Raw genomic sequence first — 18,526 nt, forward strand, 5'->3', positions numbered from 1 at the left:
TACTCCCTCAAGTCAGACCGACAGCGGACAGCGCCATGTCGATCACTTTGATGCCAATGAATGGAACGATTACCCCACCCAACCCATAGATCAACAGGTTACGCCGCAGCAGCAGGGCCGCACCGACCGGGCGGTACTTCACGCCTCGGAGCGCCAGGGGAATCAGGAAAATGATAATCAGCGCGTTGAAAATCACCGCCGACAGCACCGCCGAATTCGGGCTCGTCAGGCCCATGATGTTCAGTGCCGCGAGCTGCGGGTAAGTGCTGACAAAGGCTGCCGGCACGATCGCGAAATACTTGGCGATGTCGTTGGCAATCGAGAACGTGGTCAGCGAACCCCGGGTCATCAGCATCTGTTTGCCGGTTTCCACCACCTCGATCAACTTGGTCGGGTTGCTGTCGAGGTCGACCATGTTGCCGGCTTCCTTGGCCGCCTGAGTCCCTGAGTTCATCGCCACGGCGACATCCGCCTGCGCCAGCGCCGGGGCATCGTTGGTGCCGTCGCCGGTCATGGCCACCAGCCGGCCTTCGGCCTGGTAGCTGCGGATCAGTTCGAGCTTTTGTTCGGGTGTGGCTTCCGCCAGGAAGTCATCGACACCGGCCTCGGCGGCGATGGCGGCGGCGGTGATCCGGTTGTCCCCGGTCACCATCACGGTCTTGATCCCCATGCGCCGCAGCTCGGAGAAGCGCTCCTTGATGCCGCCCTTGACGATGTCCTTGAGTTCGATGACGCCCAGCACCCTGGCCCCATCGGCGACCACCAGCGGCGTACTGCCGCGCTGAGCCACTTGTTCTACGATGGTTTGCACCGCTTCCGGAAAGTGTCCGCCCAGGCTTTGGACATGCTTGAGAATCGCCTCGCCGGCCCCCTTGCGCAGTTGCCGCTCATCCATGTTGACGCCGCTCATGCGGGTCTGCGCCGAAAAGTGCACGAAGTGCGCATGCAGCGCGGTGATGTCGCGTTCGCGCAGGTTGAACCGTTGTTTGGCCAGGACCACGATGCTGCGGCCCTCAGGCGTTTCGTCGGCCAGTGACGCTAGCTGTGCGATATCCGCCAGCTCCGCTTCCTTGATGCCCGGCGCCGGCAAGAACGCCGAGGCGTGGCGGTTGCCCAGGGTGATGGTCCCGGTCTTGTCGAGCAGCAACACATCCACGTCACCAGCAGCCTCCACGGCCCGCCCGGAAGTGGCGATCACGTTGGCTTCCATCATGCGGCTCATGCCCGCCACACCGACCGCCGACAGCAGCCCGGCGATGGTCGTGGGAATCAGACACACCAACAACGAGATGAGCACGGTGATCGAGACTGGCGAGCCGGATTTGGCTGCTGCGACCCCAAATAGGGAGTAGGGCAGGAGTGTCACCGTCACGCCGAGGAACACGATGGTCAGTGCGACCAGCAGGATCGACAGGGCGATTTCGTTCGGGGTCTTTTGCCGCTTGGCATTTTCGACCATGGCAATCATGCGGTCGACGAAGGTCTCGCCGGGGTTGGCAGTCACGCGGACCACGATCCAGTCCGACAGCACCCGCGTACCGCCAGTCACCGACGAGAAGTCGCCGCCAGACTCGCGAATCACCGGGGCCGATTCGCCGGTAATCGCCGACTCATCCACCGAGGCCGCGCCTTCGATCACTTCGCCGTCGGCGGGGATCACCGAGTTCGCGAGGTCACCGGCTTCAACCACCACCACGTCGCCTTTGCACAGGTCACTCGACTGAGCCAACTGCCACTCGGCGCCGTAGTGCGGCTCGCGCAGTTTCTTGGCCCAGGTTTGCTTTTTCAGGTCGCGCAGGGAGGCCGCCTGGGCTTTGCTGCGGCCTTCGGCGAGGGCCTCGGCAAAGTTGGCGAACAGCACGGTGAACCATAGCCACAAGGCAATCGCGAGGATGAACCCGCTGCTGGCTTCACCCTTGCCGCTGAGGGCTTGCGCCCAGAGGGCGGTGGTGATGATCGCGCCGATGTAGACGACAAACATCACCGGGTTGCGCCACTGGATTCGTGGGCTGAGTTTGCGCACCGACTCGACCATCGCAGGCCTTATCAGTTTCGGGTCGAACAAGGAGAACGCTTTACGTGTCATGTTCGTGGTCTCACTTGATCATGATGAGGTGTTCGACGACGGGACCCAGCGCGAGCGCCGGTACGTAGTTCAGCAAGCCGACCAGCAACACCGTGCCAATCAGCAGTACAACGAACAGCATCCCGTGGGTCGGCATCGTGCCGCCGGTGACGGCCAGGCGTTTCTTGGCGGCCAGGCTGCCAGCGACGGCGAGCACCGGTACGATCACGCCGAAGCGGCCTAACCAACAGGCGATGGCCAGCATGATGTTGTAGAACGGGGTGTTGGCCGACAGACCGGCGAAGGCGCTGCCGTTGTTGTTCGCCGCCGAGGTGAAGGCGTAGAGGATCTCCGAAAAGCCATGGGCGCCAGGGTTGGCGATTCCCAGCTTGCCGGCCTCGGCCATCACCGCAATGGCGGTCCCGAACAGCACCAGCAACGGCGTCACCAGAATCGCGATGGCGACCATTTTCATCTCGAAGGCTTCGATCTTCTTGCCCAGGTATTCAGGCGTACGGCCGATCATCAGGCCAGCGATAAACACCGCGAGAATGGCGAATATCAGCATGCCGTACAGACCGGAACCGGTGCCGCCGAACACCACTTCACCGAGTTGCATCAGCACCAGCGGCACCGCACCGCCCAGTGGGGTGAACGAGTCGTGCATCGCGTTGACCGCACCGCATGAAGCCGCCGTCGTCACCGCCGCAAACAGGCTGGAGGCACTGATACCGAAGCGCAGTTCCTTGCCCTCCATGTTGCCCGCCGCCGTGTCGATACCCAGCGCTGAAAACTGTGGATTGCCCAGTTGTTCGTAATGGGTGACGGCCACCACCGCAATCACGAAGATGATCGTCATCGTCGCCAGCAGCGCCCAGCCCTGGCGTATGTCACCGACGACATGACCGAACACGAAACACAGCGCGGTCGGGATCAGGAAGATCGCCAGCAACTGGAAGAAGTTGGTGATGGCGGTCGGGTTCTCGTAAGGGTGCGACGAGTTGGCGTTGAAGAAACCGCCGCCATTGGTGCCGAGCATCTTGATCGCTTCTTGCGAGGCCACCGGCCCCATGGCAATTGTCTGCTTGTCGGTGCTGGTGGCCTTGGTCACCGGATTGCCCTGGGCATTGAGGGTCGGCTGGCCGGCGTCATTCAGCACCGGGTTCTGGTACTGCATGACCTCCAGTGTCGAGACGTCCTTGTACGGGTCAAGGTTCTGAATCGCGCCCTGGCTGACAAAGAACAACGCGAGTATCAGCGACAGTGGCAACAACACCCACAGCGTTATCCGGGTGAGGTCGGTCCAAGCGTTGCCGATGCTGTCCGCGCTATGTCGTGCGAACCCACGGATCAGCGCAATCGCCACCACAATGCCGGTGGCGGCGGACAGGAAGTTCTGCACCGTCAACGCGAGCATCTGCGTCAGGTAACTCATCGTCGACTCGCCGCTATAGGCTTGCCAGTTGGTGTTGGTCACGAAGCTGAAAGCGGTGTTGAACGAGGAGTCGGGAGTGACGGCCGCAAACCCCTGCGGGTTGAACGGCAGCACGCCTTGCAACCGTTGCAAGGCATAAACGACCAGAACCCCCAACGCGTTGAACAGAATCAATGCGAGCGCGTACTGGAGCCACCCCATCTGCATTTCAGGGTTGACGCCGGCCAGGCGATACAGCGGCGACTCGATGCGCGAACCGAAGGCAAATCGGCCCTCCATCACCGTGGTCAGCCAACGTCCCAGTGGCCAGGCCAGAAGCCCCAGCGCCAGGAGAAAGGCTGCGAGTAAAACCCAGGCTTGAATAGTCACAGGAAGTCCTCCGGAAACAGCAGCGCGGCGACGAGGTAAACCAGCAAGCCGGCCGCAATGAGCCCGCCGAAAAGGTAGAAACCGGTCATGACCGCCTCCTGTTGAGCGCCGCGCAGCCGTACGTCAGGCCGACGAGAATGATGAGAAACAGTGCACCGAGTAGCAGATAGAAGAAGTCCATGGCGTTTCCTCCGGGAATGAGGAAAGCCTAAATGGACGCTTGGAAAGTTGTTGACAGGATTAGGGGCGGGGAAATAAAGATCTGATAAAGATGCTGGTCGGGTACAACGAGGCGTTTAAAGGTTCAGGGTCGTATCAATACGGGTCTTACATAAACCCAGGAATCCGTCACCTTGCCCCGTGATTGGGTGAGGCTTATAGTTTGCTGCGTCGCCCGGCGACTGGGTTTGGCGACCTGATCAACAGAGGATCCCATCAATAAGAGATCTTCAAAATGAATCGATACATGCCCCTCACCGGAATCGACCTGATCCCGGCCTCCCTGCTCATCGACACCCAAGCCCCACTCGACGTACTGCAAGCCACCGCCGACTACCGCATCCGCACGGTTACTCAGGTGCTGGAAAATATCGCTTTTCGTGCTGATATTGAGAGCGACACGGTGGTGCTGGCCGACTTCGCCAAACTGCTGGCCATTCCGTTGCGCGATGGGTGCGATTTGATGGATGTGATTGGTAGACGTTTGCGGGAGGAGGTGGGGAAGTGAGTGAAGGCGGGTGCTCTGAAGGCGTGATGTTTGTCCGTTAAGCGTTTGAAAGATCGCAGTCTGCGGCAGTTCCGGATTTACGTACGGACTCGATTGTCCGGCGTAGGAGCTGCCGTAGGCTGCGATCTTGGCTATTCTGCATGCACTGAAAATATCCGGTTTATTACGCCCTTACACAAAAAGGGACACTCATCAGCAACGGCAACAAGCGACTGTGGATTCAACCGGTTGAATCCACAACTCAAAGCGGACATCCACCGGTTGAATCCACAGCCAAAAGCCGACGCTCACACCTGTCTACGGAACCAGAGGCGACTCACTTAAGCGGCAAAATCGACTTGTCCTCCAGCTGAATGAGCTTGAACTCAACGTTAGAGGTTGCCTCTCTGTAAGTGGCCTCACTGTCATCAAACGAGGCTGCCACGATGCTTTGCAGCCCTTTCTCGGACGACAGAAGCTGGAAGAGTGCCTGTTGGCTTTTGGTAGCCATTGAGTGCTGCCCAGGCTCGTCCAGCAACAGGAAACCCAAGTGGTTGCCATTGACCGTGTGGTGAGAGGAGGTTTGGTAAATGGAAAGCAGGTAGCTCCAGATCAGACGAACAAAGTCGCTGGCGCTGGACTCCCTGGCAATGTTGCCCTTGCCTTTGGGACTGTCATCGCTTCTTCCAATATTTGGAGCTGTGGGGGAGTCGAGGGCTGCGGAATTGAATGGTTGTCTTTGACCATTGATCTCTCTGAGCTCAATCTTGGCGAGGTACGGGAGGAGATTCTCCCTGTTGAACTCGATGTCCTCGATTGCCGCGCTGTGATAGTCGAATGCACTGATGTTGGCGCGGAACATTCTTTCGAAGAGTGAATACTTAGCTAGGTCAGCGGGCGAGTAGTGATCGCTTGGCATCATCCCCCGACCTTTTTGGTTATCGAGGAAGCGTTGTGACAGCGCGCCGAGAGCATCGAGTGCCCGATCCGAGCTTTCTTCAAACTTAGTGAGACCTTCGAGCTCCATCTCGATTTGCACTTGCAGCCTGATCCCCGATTTGGATACAGACGAGTTGGAGTTTAGGTCGGATCGTAGTGCCCTAAGCGCAGACTTTGTAGCGGACAGTGTTCTTGCCAGTTGGTCCTTCAGCGCCTCAGACTCTTTGATGGACTGTTCAATTCCACCCTTTTCTCTTTCGAGCATTCGCAGCTGGGCAGACAAGTAGTCTATGTTGGTGTCGATATCCATGTGCGGCGTACTCTCATGCAGGTCTACGAGAGAGTTGCCAATGGATTGATGGCACGCTGGACAAGAGTTGCTTGCAGTTGACAGGCTGAGCGATGCACCGAATTTGATCAGCTTCTGTGCAGCGTGGTTTTTGGTCAGTTCATCTTTGGCCTGTCGAGTGTTGAGTCTGTTGCTGTTTAGGTTGACGCGCAATAAAGCGAGGTCACCCAGGCAGGTCTCATAAGCAACTGTAAAGCGCTCAAGTTCATTGGTATGCTTTTCAATTGCTTGAGTGATTTCTTGTGTTGGCGTTTCACTCTGGCTAGAGAGTTTCAAGCCAATGATTTGGTGCTCATTAATCTTGCGCTGCCTATACTCCAAGATACTCTCTGTTACACCGTCAGAGGTTTTGTGGAAGTTGACTAGGTCTGCATTGAAATCTGCTACTGGCGTTTTTGAGATGTTGGAGAACTTGAAGCCCTGCTTGAGGGTTTCACCCAAAAGTGTTCGGTAAATAATTTGCCAATCATCATAAATCTGCTTGGATTCTTGATCCAAAATGTCGCGCTTGGCATCTGTGTCGAACACGTCTGTGCCAACCAAGAAGTCGACGATCTTAATGCGCGCATCTCTCACGCCGAAATATGGAAGGTTTGCAATGTAGTCCGTCCATCCACGTTTCTGCTCGATCACCATCGCGGCGAAGATGTACTGTAAATAAAGCTTTGCTGGTTTGTTGTTTGTCCTCGGTACGAGCGGCAACTGCAAGCCGAGAAATTGCTCAAAGTATCTAAAAAAACCCTCTTCGATCTGAGCGCTGTTTGCGTCATGAATGAACTTGTAGAGGGTGGGGGCCGTTTCACCCTTAGTCAGCCCCGAGCACTCCTGGATCCGTACGAGCTTCGTGCTGAGCCCGTTTTCTCTAACGCTGCGTCTTGCGGTGATAGTCTTGCCGTTGCTCTCGATTTCGATTGTAACTCTGGAGGTCTGGATCTGATGCTTAAGCCCCTCGTGCTCCAGATAGTCCTTCAAGGCATAGGTCAGTGCATTTTCATTCTGCGCACCCAGTAACTCTTCCATACCCATGGCATACATGATCGCGTGAACGATTGTACTTTTACCAGCGGAGTTTCGGCCACGGATGATGTTCAAGTTGCGGTTGAATTCTGTAAAGAATCCAAACGGGCCATTATCCGTCTGAATGTCGATATGGATTGCTTTGATGTACATCGTTATTCCCATCCCTTGGACACGGTACTCACCATGTCTTCCGTAATTTTCTTCCCGATCGACTTCAAGGCAGCCTTTTCTTCGCTGAGTACGGATTCGTCAGCGAGTATCAGTTCCACATAGGATTTGCCGGAGGTAGTGAGCTCAAACCCCGTTGTGGTGGGCGCTATCAATGATTCACTGAACGCAAGATTAAGTGCGATTGCCATTGCAGGGTCAAACCCCCAGATCGGGAGCTGCAATTGACCTTTCTCGGCACCGACTGTTAGTGACCGCGTACGCTCGGGTGTCTTGAGCGCCCAATTCAACAGGTGGATTTTTGGAAGGCTTGATCTGCCGCCACGTCCGGACAGATGGAGAATTAGAAGCGCCTGGGAAATTTTGTAGAGAGGGCGAAGCTCCGAGAGTACCGGAATCGGCCGCCTTATAAATTTGAGCTGAGCCATGATTTACTCGTTGAAGTCCAGTTCGCAGATCGCAAGCCATCGCGCGACAGTCCTTCGCACCACATCACTTGCCATGGACTTGTCTATGTTGAGATGGCGATCAGTGGTCAGGTATTCCATCAACCTGTCCCTCACCAGTGTGGTGAGTTCCTCCGGTGTTGCGTCAGACGTCAGTCCCCATTCCAAAACGTCTTGCTCAAAGGTATTCACTATTCGGGCGACGTTTACATACGTTTGGGGCGATCGGTCATACAGAGACTGAAAATATGTGTCGTGATCCAGGAAGTTGTTGGTTGTCAGCTTGATCAAATCTTCAATTTTCTTGGCGGGTCTCCCTGGCATTCGCAGGCGACACTTCCTTTCAAGATTCTCGTCATACGGCTCAGGAGTAGTGCTCACTTTGGGCAAAGACTCTGTCGGCGAGCCCAGGCATGGAGGCAGACCTTCTGTAGTCCGCAGCAGATTGAATTCTTTTATGTAGAACTCATGGTCATGGAGCAGGATCGTGAAATTATCATCGAGATGTGGAAGGCTCCACCCCCTGACTTCTGTCTGTTTGGTCTGGGTGTAGGAGTGCAGCTTGTTTCTGCTAATTTCGGGGGTGACAAAACACCAATTTTTGATTTTTGTATCGCCCAGAATTTTCTGTAAATCAACAGCATAATCTCTGAGTTTTTTCAGATCGTCGTTGATCTTCGTACGCTGCTTCTCATAGAGCTCGTCTTGATGATAGAGCCGGTCTGGGCAGTAACACTGAAACGCATATCCGGTGTGTTTCGTGTATCCCTCGATCCCAAAATCACCAGGAGAGGCCGGTATATGCTGATATCCGTCGCCGCCATGCTTGAGTTTAAATGCGAGCTGACACTGCGCTTCCCAAGTTATACCTGTGAATTTGCCAACGGGTGTAGTGATCACTGCATGCCTGCCTTGTGAATACTCATCGGGAGGCGATGCTCATCGTATCCTTCCGAAATCTATTGGCGCCGGTGGGACACCATCTGTTTACTTCGCGTGGCCTTGCGACCTCGGATATCTCAGAAGCTATCAAATCGCTATCAACCGGTCTAGCAGGAACCGGTAATTTGGATTCGATAAATACATGGGCTGTTTATCTGTACAGTGTGAATCGCACCCAGTTTTGCAGGTAACGTCCAGGGGGCTATTCTTGACCGTACTTTTTATAATCAGCGGCAGCCATTGGCCCATTCCAGCCTGTCACGACTGACCAAAATCGACCCAATGCTGGCGTTACCTTGTGCTCGTACAATGAACTGCTAGACGGCGCAGCACTGAAAAACGTACCTTCCTCCAAGGTCTTATCTGAGATCGCTTCACCTATTGACCGTTAGGCTGCTAAAAAATGGATTGGCTAACATTCACCACGAAAATCGCCGAAGCCTTGGCATGGCCAATTGCTTCAATCGCCATCTTGGTTCTCTTGAGGACGCAGATAGCGGGACTTTTGCCTCTGTTGAAACGGGTGAAAGCTGGCCCCCTAGAAGCGGAGTTCGAGCGTGAACTGAAGGTGCTTCGGGATTCAACAGAGCAGCAATTGAACCCCGTAAAGGGCTCGGACACTCTGTACCCCATGGAAGAAAAGTTATACAGGCTCGCTGAGGTCAACCCAAGATCCGCAATCCTAGAGGGCTGGCAGCACGTTGAAGTTACCGCTCGCAAACGAGTTCTTGAACTGGGTCTTCATGAGGCAGGCCCAGAACGTCGACCAATCTTAGATGCGTATCGCTCATTGGCACAGGCTCAGGTTCTTAATGCAGAAGGATTGGCACTATTTAACGAGTTGCGCTCTTTAAGAAATCAAGCAGCACATATGGACGACTTCAATCCGTCCAAGTCCGCAGCCTTAAACTATATTGGCCTAGCCAAAACACTCATTTTGCAGCTATCAAATCAGTAAAGTTCGCTTAACAAACTGAAGACTTATTAGTGACGAAAAGGGGGGCAGATTTATTTTTCATTGCGTCGAGGCTGAAGGCAGATAAATAAGTCTGTCCCATTTTTATACGGGCACTCAGGTTCTCTACGGAACCAGGCGCAATTAAACCCTCAGCTTCACTTGCTTAGAATCAGGTACTCATAGTAGTAAAGTGCCTTGATAAGATGGTGTAAGTAATGCATTTCGCGAAACTGAATTAATATTGTGCGCATAAAGCTTAAAAAGTTTATCTCTATCTTGTTTTCCTGTCGCAGTCCCTCCTTGCTTGGATAACAGGTTATGATCTGCGTTAATTCGTTATACTCGAAGGTGTAATGCGCAATTGAATTCCTGATGTCGGTATTCCATAGCCCCTCATCAAGCTTGTACCAACACTCGTCCAAGTATTTAAGTTTTTCGGAAAGGACCTTGTTGGCGAATTTATCGAGGCTAGAGAGTGCTGGGCCATCTTTGCTTGGCAAGAAAGAGTTGTGGTCGCCACGATGAATTAGATTGTTTATGCCGGCCACTAAAGCTAATTGGCGCCCAACTATCTCCGACAGGTCCTTATACATGTCCTTGCAGCTTTCAAATCCTAGTTTAGAGATTTTTGCAGAGCTTTTCTTGCCCTCTTGACCTGTACAAAAATCAAGAAATATGGCTGGTCGCAAATAAAGTTCTAGCTCAAAAATACGCCCATAAAGGCTTAAGCAATCGCGTTGAAGCCCATCAAGGAATCCGGTCTCTTTAATATAATTATAGAACTCATCAAGCTTTTCGCGGTGAGTCTGTGCAAGTTGCATGATGATTTGCGGGTAGCCGCTGGTGACTTCTTTGACCGTTTCCTCCTCAAGAAAGGCTAACGAAACCCTAGAAAGCACAGTGTAAAGTAAAAGATTAATATCCTGTGGGGCGAGAGAAGGGCTATGCTCTTCTTTCAAAAACTCTATGGCCTTTTTCCTGAATAGCTCCTTATTATTTTTAGGGTATAACTTAAGAAGCTGCTTCACTTCATTAAATTTTTCCCCAAAGTGATTCAATATATCTAGCCTGATTCTAAATATTTCTACAGCTGGTATCCCATTTATAAAAGTTTTATCCTTGTCGACCATTTCGATTGCAACAAAATATGGAGTTTTACCCATGACGTAGGTGGTGCTCCAGATTGGAAAGTCTAGATGCAGATCAATAAAAAAACGGTCGTGTTCCCCGAGAGAGTCTCTTTCAAATTGAACTTCCACGGCATTGCGCAAGCCGCTGCCTACCATATCTTTAATGTCTATCTCAATAGCACCGCCACATCCCTCGCACAGGAAGGATAGCGGTTGAAATTTTCTGTTAGACATGCCTATGCGGCAATGAGTTTCAGCCTCACACGTAGCACAAGCGAGGATTGTATTGATATTCATTCGAGGGCTCACTCATCCTTAAAGTTAATTCATAGAATAGTAGGAAAACACATTGAATCCCATCAGCAAGTCCTGAAAATTTCTTGACAAGAGCGATCAGAGAAAAAGGGGGGCACAGATTTATTTTTCATTGCGTCTAGGCTGATGGTGTCTAGTCTTGAAATAGGTTTACACCTGTTTCACTCGTTGTAGGCGCTCGCCTGCGACCCGTGACCGCATTCAAGGCAAAATCCGCTGCGGCATAATGGCGACTGTCATTTATTGCGGGGTTCGTCGATGTTGCTCGTCGTCTTCAAGATTCTGCTGACCATCCCCGTGGCCTGGGCGTTGGCGTGGCCCTTGGTAGATCCTTCGGTGGCCGGGGGAATCTTCAGCGAACTGGGGGCATTGGGCAGCATCGGGGCGTCGATATTGACGCTGGTGTTCCTGATCGCCGTATTCTTTTATTGCCGCGACCTTCAGCGTTCGCTGACATTGGTCAAACCTCCATCCAGGGTGGCGTCGCCTCGAAGTGTATGGCTGATGTTTCTGCTGCCTTACAACTTCATTGAAGACTTTTTCATTGTCGCTCACGTGGCCCGATCACTACGGCGTGAAGCCAGGCATAACAAAGCTCTGGGCTCGTTCAAAAGCTTTGGCCTGTTCTCAGGGCTGGGGTGGTGTACCGCGCAGATTGTTTCATTGCTGCCCAATGAACTTGGTTCGCTGGGGGGAGCTTTGGCGTTGCCGCTGTGGATCGTCCACTGGCGGTTGGTGAGGCGGGTAAATAGGGTGATGGCGCTTGTTTGAGCGGTGGCGGATCTAAGGAAACTCCGAACAAGTCCCCAAGTACGCTGAAATACGCCCTCACCACCTGACCCGAGCGCTCCATGAGCCAGATGAGCTTTTCTGACTTCGGAATAGGGGACACCCATCACCAACGGCAACAAACGACCCGAAGCTGACATTGATACAGCGCCTGCAGGTAGAATTCGCTCGGACTGATGAGTTGCATCCGCCCCAGCGGGCAGGCAACAGTTTTGCCCTACGGTCGCTCAAGGTTTTTGAGAGGGGCTTATGGGGACGCCTACTAAAGGAATAGAACGCATGTTTATGCGCAGCGTTGCATTGAGTTTATTGACTCTGGGATTCAGCATTTCAGCAGCACAGGCTGGGACTATCTGCACCATCGTGGCAGATGCCAAAAGCGGTGACGTTTTGCAGCAAGAGGGTGATTGCTACCGTCGCGTGACTCCTGCCTCAACATTCAAGATCGCGATAAGCCTGATGGGCTTCGACGCAGCTTTTTTGCGAGACGAACATTTCCCGACCTTGCCATACCATCCCGGTGATCCTGATTGGGGAGGCGCTGCCTGGCTGGAGCCTACAGATGCAGTTCGATGGTTTCAGTATTCTGTGGTGTGGTTCTCTCAACGCGTTACTCATGCGCTTGGAGAGGCAACGGTCAAGCGATATGCCGAGGCATTCGATTACGGGAATACCGACCTGTCCGGTGATCCCGGAAAAAACAATGGCCTTGATCGTGCCTGGATCAGTTCCTCTTTGAAGATTTCCCCTCACGAACAAATCACTTTTTTGAAGAGACTGGTGAATCGCCAATTGCCAGTGAGCCCACATGCCTTTGATATGACGAGTCGGATTTCGCAAATTGCCCAACGGCCCGATGGTTGGAATGTTCACGGCAAAACAGGCACGGCCTTTCCTCGAATGGAGGACGGGAGCAGCGATGAAGCCCATGGATACGGCTGGTTTGTCGGCTGGGCGACAAAGGATGAGCATTCGCTGGTTTTCGCCCGTCTAGTTCAAGACGATCATGCGCAATCCGTACCCGCGGGACTACGAGTGCGCGATGTATTGATGGAGCAATGGCCTCAGCTAGCGAACTCGCTAGTGAAAAGTAAATGAATGAAAAGGGGACAGTTTTATTTTTCATTGCTGTCGAGGCTTATGGCAGATAAATAAGTCCGTCCCCTGTTCATTGCTCATCTCAAAATCATCGATTTTTTGAAATTACACCACTCATGTATTGATTCAAATCGCGAAAATCCTTAACGCTCCAAGCGTGTGGCGGAATCTTTACACCATTCTCTCGCAAAGTTCTTGGAATCAAGTCTCCATTTGGACGAAGTATTATCGATGATACAATAACGCCCGGATAATCATTTAGTCTTTTTTTGAAAGCCGATGTTGTAAGGTCAGGCGGAGGAGGATTGATTTTATTAGCCAATGGTCCTGTTCCTTTGATATCTATTCCGTGGCACATGACACACCTCTGTAAATAGAGGTTTTTCCCATTGATATTATCCGCGAAGGATGTTGATGTTTGAATTAGCGATAAAGTTACTAGCGAAGCGATGAATGATGTTTTCATTAACATGTGGGTTTTGTCTCGTCCGTGAATGCTAGAGCGCGTCTCTACTGAGCTGGCGTTAGTTTATCCGAAGCTACTCTGCCATAGGCAAGTCGTTCTGAAAAGCAGGGAAAAGGGGGCAGATTTATTTTTCATTGCGTCGAGGCTGATGGCAGATAAATAAGTCTGTCCTCTTTTCGTTTCTTTTGCAGCAACGTCGGGTTCGAGAAGCTGATACTTAGGAGGCGTACCTGTCATTGATTCACCTGTTCCTTCAGCAATTTATCGAACTCCGCCAGCGCCGCGCGGAAGTCCTCTAAGGCAAAGCTCACCGGTTGGCTTTCAGCGTTCCAGCGGGTGGAAATGCCCACTTCCAGCTTGCCGGAAACGCTCCAGCCGAAACGCCGCCAGTGTACGGTGTCGCCTTCAATAACCTGTTCGACCATCAGCACGGTGCAGTAGAAGTCCATATCGTCGCTGCACACTAGCAGCGGTACAAGCGTGGAACTACCATCCTCGCCGGGAATGAAGCGACGCTTCGCAAGAGCGTCTTCGTCCTCATCCAGCAACCAAATTAACGAAAGACCGAGCAGGGCGACATTGGGGTCATTGAGATGAGATGCCAGCCATTGCTCGATGGCCACGTCGTCGATAGTCAGGCACGCGCAGGCGCTACGGGAGAAAGCCGCTTGATGGTAAGCGGCATGAATGCGGGTATGCATGAAAAAATCCGTCAGTTGATAGAGAGAAGCCAAACAACCTATTGCGCCTATTTGACGAATGTAAGGCAGGCAAAACCCGTCTCGATATGCAGCTGTTGAATGGGTTCGATGCTCTCCTGATCCCCTACTTTTTTGACTAAACCAATTCCGCAGTAATATTGGTCGCTGGTAAAGATGGGAAGGATGCCTGTCTTGGTCTCACTCCAGAAGCCGGTCTTCAAGGTGTACGTGGCGCCGTCCTGCGGCGTGAAAGAAAAGGGTATTTGACACTGGCCACCTCCGACTACCTTCCGGTAAGTCAATACCAGCTCTTTGCCCACTGCGACCGGCGATTCGATAAAGTCGCCGGTATAGGACAATGGCGTGAACCCTGCGTAGCAGCCTTTTTCGTTGAAGGTCATGGCGTCCAGCGTGGTGCCACGTTCATATTTAAGGCGAACCGTCGCAGAGGGTTCATCCGGATGGGGAAAGACATACTGCTTGCCCTGAAACAGTGAAGTGCAACCGCTGAGCGCCATCGCTCCTGCCAGCAGAGCACACCAGCAAAACTTGTGATTCCCGTACATCAACCGCTCCCTGATACCTTCAGGCTCCCCTGTAATTTTCAGGAGCCGGACATTGCTGGATAGTGGCCTTATGTTACTAGATCTTGTGAAGGCCCAGGCAGTTGGTACAGGGAGGAGGAGTTTGGGGTAGAGACATCAATCGACCTCTAACGTCCGATTTTGGCCGACAGCTGACTGTCCGAGAGGGTTGTTATTGATCCAAAACAGGCGCGTCTCCCTTTCACGATCCACGTCTGCGCAGGTCGCCTTTTCCGGTTTTTCTCTTGATATCCCCCGTCCCGATGGCGTTCAGCATTTTCTGAAACTTTAAGCATTCAATGTGACGAGCAGCAGGGCAGGACGCTACGCGACGAAGCTCGTCGCGTATGGCGCTGAGTCGCTCGATGGTACGGTCCAGTTCGTCAGCCTTTTCGTTAAGCCGCTGGCGATCAATGTCAGGCTGACCCTCCGCGTCCAGCATCGCGACGAGATCGTCCAGTGAAAACTCTGCCGACTGCCCGAGCGCGATCAAGGACAATCGCTGGAGTACATCGGTACGAAACACGCGACTCAGGCCACGACGACCTATCGAACTGATAAGACCTTTCTCTTCGTAGTAGCGCAGCGTTGAAGCCGGTAGACCGGAACGTCGTGCCACCTCACCAATATCCAGCTCTTTCATGCTTGACCTCAAGTCGACTTGAACCTGCAGACTGCTCGGATCAAACCGCCAAAACAGGTTCAAGGCAAGGAGGAATACCATGGGAACAGCCGAGACAGCACTGCGCATTCTGTTTGTTGGAGTGGGGGCCACGCTGATCATGGACGTATCGGCTTTTATTCAAGCACGAGTGTTTGGCCTGGCGTCGCTTGACTATGGCCTGGTCGGTCGTTGGCTGGGCCACATGTTGCAAGGGCGGTTTCGTCACGCCCCGATCATGACGGCGGCTCCTGTCAGGAATGAACGCCTGATGGGGTGGGTGTTCCATTACGTCACGGGCATTGTCTTCGCGATGGTGCTGATCGGTGCGAAAGGGCTTGCCTGGATCTGCAACCCCACGCTGGTGCCTGCGCTGGTGATGGGGTTGGTCAGTGTGATTGCGCCTTTCTTCATCATGCAGCCCGCGTTCGGTTTCGGCGTTGCCGCTTCGAAGACAGCGGCACCGAGCGTGGCAAGGCGTAGAAGCGTCACTGCGCATCTGACGTTCGGACTGGGGCTTTTTGTGGCGGGATGGCTGTTGATGCTGCTCTTTCCGGCATCGTTATGCCTAAGTTGAGTGCCTTTGGGGCAGCGGTGGTGCTCAGGGTAAGAGCGTAAGTCCTGAGTGTCTGTTTCTGGCCGATATCTGCCTGTCAGCAAGGGCTGCTAACGACTGTGGATTCAACCGGTCGATGCAACGGATCGGCAGCTATAGCTCAGCACCAACCTGCACAAATCTTCTAAACGTCCTTTTCCAACGCGCGGTAAATTAGTCGTCCGCACAGTTCAAAGCTGAACCATTACCTCTGGAGCCTTCCGTGGATAAACGCAACTGGATTGAGCTGTCCCAGGATGCCGATACCGGGATTGAATCGATTCGTGCCCATTTTCAGGGGCATGCCTACGATCCGCACTGGCATGACAGTTTTCTGGTGGGGGTCACCGAGCAGGGGGTGCAGCAGTTCAATTGCCGGCGCGTTCGCCACCTCAGTACACCGGGCAAGGTATTCATGCTGGAGCCGGGGGAAATCCACGATGGGCATGCGCCGACTGAGGAGGGGTTTACCTACTCCATGCTCTACCTCGATCCGCACTGGCTGGAACGGGAGTTGCTCGCGTTGTTCGAGCACGCGCCGGCCAACAGTCAGCCGGGGTTTGCCGACACCTTGAGCCAGGATCCGAGCCTGGCCACTGCCATTTATCAAGCTTTCCACTCGCTCCATGAGGGTGACTTGCGCATTGTGCGCCAGAGCGCCATCGACACCTTGTTGGGGTCGCTCACTTGCCACCTTGATTGGCGCAAGCGTCAGACCTTTGATCCGCGCCTGCCGTTGGTGGCCCAGGTTGCGCGTGACTATCTGCATGCCCATGTCTTCGAGGACATCGGGCTGGATGATCTGGCCCAAGCGTGTGGTGTTGATCGCTTTCGCCTGACGCGGGCCTTCAAGGCAGCCTTTGGGCTGGCGCCTCATGCTTATTTGATCCAGCTGCGCCTGGCCAAGGCACGGCAGCTGCTGGCGCGGGGTGAGTCGCCGGCACAGGTGGCCAGTGTTCTCGGGTTCGCCGATCAAAGCCATATGGGGCGATGGTTTCGCCGTGCCTACCAGCTCACACCAGCGGATTACCGCAAGCGCTGCTCAAACCTTCCAGACTGAATCCCGCTGACTCGCGACCATGGTTTCCTATTTGATCAAGGAGTCCATGTCATGTCCTTTTCGCTGTTCTTTTCTGCCATTTCGATGCGCCTTCGGGGAGTCTGAGCCATGGAATCGTTGCTGCCTTTCCTGCTGTTTGCGTTCGTTGCCTCGATTACCCCGGGACCGACCAATATTCTGGTGTTGAGCCACAGCTCGCGGCGGGGGCTAGGTGCCACACTACCCATCATTTTTGGCGCATGCGTGGCGGCGGCGCTGATTGTTTTTGCAGTCGGGCTCGGCGTGGGCGAGACGCTGCTGCGGTTTCCGCGTGTGCAGCAGGCAATGGCCTGGGCCGGGGTGCTCTGGTTGAGTTGGCTGGCCTGGCAGATCTTTCAAAGCGCGCCGCCGTCCTTGGACCCGGCTACCCCGCGCGACGAGGGTCTCAGCGTGTTCGGCGCCGCCACCCTGCAATTGGTCAACCCCAAGGTCTGGATGATGGCGGCGGCGGTGGTGAGCGTATTTGTCGGTGGCGGCGAAAAGACCATGCGGCTGGTGGTGTTGTCGCTAGTGTTTCTGTTGGTCTCCTTGCCGTGCATGACCCTGTGGGCGTTGCTCGGCGTGGGTAGTGCTCGGTTTTTTGGTTCGCCACAGGCGTTTAAACGCATGAACAATGCATTGGCTTTTTTGCTGCTGGTGTCGGCCTGGTTGACCGTGCTGGTGTAGGTCAAATCAGTCTGCCGTTTATGCCCTTGTTGGAGTGCCGATCGCCTGCCGTATCTCTCGCACGTCGCGTGCTGGCGGTGCGCCGAATTGCCGTAGATATTCGCGGCTAAACTGTGATGCGCTTTCATAGCCGACAACAAACGCCACGTCAGACGCGCGATGCTCGCCAGCAAGCAAAAGCTGGCGAGCTTCCTGCAATCTAAGCTGTTTCTGATACTGGATAGGACTGAGGCCTGTCATCGACCGAAAATGGCGATGCAGGCTTGCCCGGCTCATTCCGCTTGCATTGCACAACGCCTCGATGCGAAGTCGGGCATTGTAATTATCCCTGATCCAGGCAACGGCCCGCCGGATGCTACTCAGTGCGCCATCGGGTTGGGCAATCTGACGCAGCAGCCGCCCTTGAGGACCCTGTAGGAGACGATAAAGCAATTCCCGTTCGACCATGGGGCCGAGAACCGGGATATCGGCAGGCGTGTCGAGCAGCGACAATAAGCGGAGTAAGGTGTCGCGGAGCGATGCGGTCATCGGGTTTATCGTGATGCCAATCCCCGTTTGTTCGCTCTCGCGAACTGGCGGGATGGTCGCTGCCAATTCCGCCAGTATGGCCGGATCCAGCACGAGCGATACCGCAACGTAGGGCTGCCCCCCTTCAGCATCAAGAATCTGTCCGATCAAAGGCAGATCCAGGGCGCTGATGAGATATTGTTCACTGTCGTAGCTCAGAAGATTGTCGTTAATCGCAACGCGCTTCGATCCTTGCAGGATGAAGCAGATCATCGAGCGATACAGGCATGGCGCCTTGTCTGTAGAGCCTTGTCCGACGCAGAGGTCTACACGCGGGATCCGTGTGGTAGTCAAACCCGGTGGCGCATGGCGCAGGGCTATATCAAGATGCGGTGCAAGATCGTTGTTCATGAGCCGATTATGCCTGCGCCCCGCCACCGCGCAATGTGATTGATACAATCAGGCAATAAATTGAGCTTATTGGGCGTGGGTTACAAACCTGTCATTGCCTATCTTGA

Annotated in this window: 19 protein-coding genes; 7 read left to right on the forward strand and 12 right to left on the reverse strand. The window is 53.9% G+C overall.

Features of this window, described 5'->3' with window-relative positions; translation table 11 throughout:
* Window positions 1-7: 7 nt before the first annotated feature.
* Genes kdpB through kdpF form a run of 3 tightly spaced genes read right to left on the reverse strand, consistent with a single transcriptional unit; the run spans window position 8 to window position 3,958 of the window.
* On the reverse strand, window positions 8-2,086 hold the full coding sequence (gene kdpB / locus KRR23_RS04005; protein ID WP_216741445.1) for a potassium-transporting ATPase subunit KdpB: 2,079 nt from the start codon (window positions 2,084-2,086) through the stop codon (window positions 8-10).
* A gap of 10 nt (window positions 2,087-2,096) precedes the next feature.
* Window positions 2,097-3,869: a potassium-transporting ATPase subunit KdpA gene (kdpA, locus tag KRR23_RS04010; protein WP_216741446.1), complete on the reverse strand. Its 1,773-nt coding sequence runs from the start codon at window positions 3,867-3,869 to the stop codon at window positions 2,097-2,099.
* Window positions 3,866-3,958, reverse strand: a complete 93-nt coding sequence (kdpF, locus tag KRR23_RS04015; RefSeq protein ID WP_019689681.1) for a K(+)-transporting ATPase subunit F — start codon at window positions 3,956-3,958, stop codon at window positions 3,866-3,868. The genes kdpA and kdpF overlap by 4 nt, the downstream gene beginning before the upstream one ends.
* A gap of 365 nt (window positions 3,959-4,323) precedes the next feature.
* Between kdpF and KRR23_RS04020 the strand changes: the two genes are divergently transcribed.
* Window positions 4,324-4,596, forward strand: a complete 273-nt coding sequence (locus KRR23_RS04020) for a hypothetical protein (RefSeq protein ID WP_216741447.1) — start codon at window positions 4,324-4,326, stop codon at window positions 4,594-4,596.
* A 316-nt stretch (window positions 4,597-4,912) separates the two neighbouring features.
* Here the strand turns inward: KRR23_RS04020 and KRR23_RS04025 are convergent, their stop codons facing one another.
* From KRR23_RS04025 to KRR23_RS04035, 3 genes are read right to left on the reverse strand one after another with little or no spacing between them, the layout of a single operon-like run.
* A complete protein-coding gene (locus KRR23_RS04025) occupies window positions 4,913-7,033 on the reverse strand; it encodes an ATP-binding protein (protein WP_216741448.1) in 2,121 nt (706 codons plus the stop codon).
* A 2-nt stretch (window positions 7,034-7,035) separates the two neighbouring features.
* Window positions 7,036-7,479: a hypothetical protein gene (locus KRR23_RS04030; RefSeq protein ID WP_216741449.1), complete on the reverse strand. Its 444-nt coding sequence runs from the start codon at window positions 7,477-7,479 to the stop codon at window positions 7,036-7,038.
* A gap of 3 nt (window positions 7,480-7,482) precedes the next feature.
* Window positions 7,483-8,397 carry a hypothetical protein gene (locus KRR23_RS04035; protein ID WP_216741450.1) on the reverse strand — a complete coding sequence of 305 codons (915 nt, stop codon included), beginning with the start codon at window positions 8,395-8,397 and terminating at the stop codon, window positions 7,483-7,485.
* Between the two features lie 445 nt (window positions 8,398-8,842).
* Here KRR23_RS04035 and KRR23_RS04040 point away from each other — a divergent pair, with 445 nt between their 5' ends.
* Entirely contained in the window at window positions 8,843-9,397 is a 555-nt protein-coding gene (locus tag KRR23_RS04040) for a hypothetical protein (RefSeq protein ID WP_216741451.1), read from the forward strand.
* A 155-nt stretch (window positions 9,398-9,552) separates the two neighbouring features.
* Here KRR23_RS04040 and KRR23_RS04045 read toward each other — a convergent pair whose 3' ends face one another.
* On the reverse strand, window positions 9,553-10,824 hold the full coding sequence (locus tag KRR23_RS04045) for a hypothetical protein (RefSeq protein ID WP_216741452.1): 1,272 nt from the start codon (window positions 10,822-10,824) through the stop codon (window positions 9,553-9,555).
* A 276-nt stretch (window positions 10,825-11,100) separates the two neighbouring features.
* Between KRR23_RS04045 and KRR23_RS04050 the strand changes: the two genes are divergently transcribed.
* A complete protein-coding gene (locus KRR23_RS04050; protein WP_216741453.1) occupies window positions 11,101-11,613 on the forward strand; it encodes a hypothetical protein in 513 nt (170 codons plus the stop codon).
* A gap of 297 nt (window positions 11,614-11,910) precedes the next feature.
* Window positions 11,911-12,729 carry a class D beta-lactamase gene (gene blaOXA, locus KRR23_RS04055; RefSeq protein WP_253911921.1) on the forward strand — a complete coding sequence of 273 codons (819 nt, stop codon included), beginning with the start codon at window positions 11,911-11,913 and terminating at the stop codon, window positions 12,727-12,729.
* 88 nt (window positions 12,730-12,817) lie between these two features.
* On the opposite strand, the gene KRR23_RS04060 is transcribed toward blaOXA, so the two are convergent.
* From KRR23_RS04060 to KRR23_RS04075, 4 genes are all read right to left on the reverse strand, one after another.
* Window positions 12,818-13,201 carry a cytochrome c gene (locus KRR23_RS04060; RefSeq protein WP_216741454.1) on the reverse strand — a complete coding sequence of 128 codons (384 nt, stop codon included), beginning with the start codon at window positions 13,199-13,201 and terminating at the stop codon, window positions 12,818-12,820.
* Window positions 13,202-13,428: 227 nt separating this feature from the next.
* Entirely contained in the window at window positions 13,429-13,896 is a 468-nt protein-coding gene (locus tag KRR23_RS04065; RefSeq protein ID WP_216741455.1) for a hypothetical protein, read from the reverse strand.
* A 47-nt stretch (window positions 13,897-13,943) separates the two neighbouring features.
* A complete protein-coding gene (locus KRR23_RS04070; RefSeq protein ID WP_216741456.1) occupies window positions 13,944-14,462 on the reverse strand; it encodes a hypothetical protein in 519 nt (172 codons plus the stop codon).
* Window positions 14,463-14,682: 220 nt separating this feature from the next.
* Entirely contained in the window at window positions 14,683-15,123 is a 441-nt protein-coding gene (locus KRR23_RS04075; protein WP_216741457.1) for a helix-turn-helix domain-containing protein, read from the reverse strand.
* 79 nt (window positions 15,124-15,202) lie between these two features.
* On the opposite strand from KRR23_RS04075, the gene KRR23_RS04080 reads away from it, so the two are divergent.
* The 3 genes from KRR23_RS04080 (at window position 15,203) to KRR23_RS04090 (ending at window position 17,501) form a co-directional block, all read left to right on the forward strand.
* On the forward strand, window positions 15,203-15,718 hold the full coding sequence (locus KRR23_RS04080; RefSeq protein WP_216741458.1) for a DUF2938 domain-containing protein: 516 nt from the start codon (window positions 15,203-15,205) through the stop codon (window positions 15,716-15,718).
* Between the two features lie 241 nt (window positions 15,719-15,959).
* Window positions 15,960-16,796, forward strand: a complete 837-nt coding sequence (locus KRR23_RS04085; RefSeq protein ID WP_216741459.1) for an AraC family transcriptional regulator — start codon at window positions 15,960-15,962, stop codon at window positions 16,794-16,796.
* Window positions 16,797-16,904: 108 nt separating this feature from the next.
* The gene (locus tag KRR23_RS04090; protein ID WP_216741460.1) at window positions 16,905-17,501 is read left to right on the forward strand and encodes a LysE family translocator; all 597 of its coding nucleotides are present in this window, start codon (window positions 16,905-16,907) and stop codon (window positions 17,499-17,501) included.
* An 18-nt stretch (window positions 17,502-17,519) separates the two neighbouring features.
* Here KRR23_RS04090 and KRR23_RS04095 read toward each other — a convergent pair whose 3' ends face one another.
* Window positions 17,520-18,419, reverse strand: coding sequence for an AraC family transcriptional regulator (locus KRR23_RS04095; protein ID WP_216741461.1), 900 nt, complete (start codon window positions 18,417-18,419; stop codon window positions 17,520-17,522).
* Between the last annotated feature and the right edge of the window lie 107 nt (window positions 18,420-18,526).

It is taken from the genome of Pseudomonas sp. CVAP#3 (assembly GCF_018986375.1).
Taxonomy (GTDB): Bacteria; Pseudomonadota; Gammaproteobacteria; order Pseudomonadales; family Pseudomonadaceae; genus Aquipseudomonas; species Aquipseudomonas helvetica.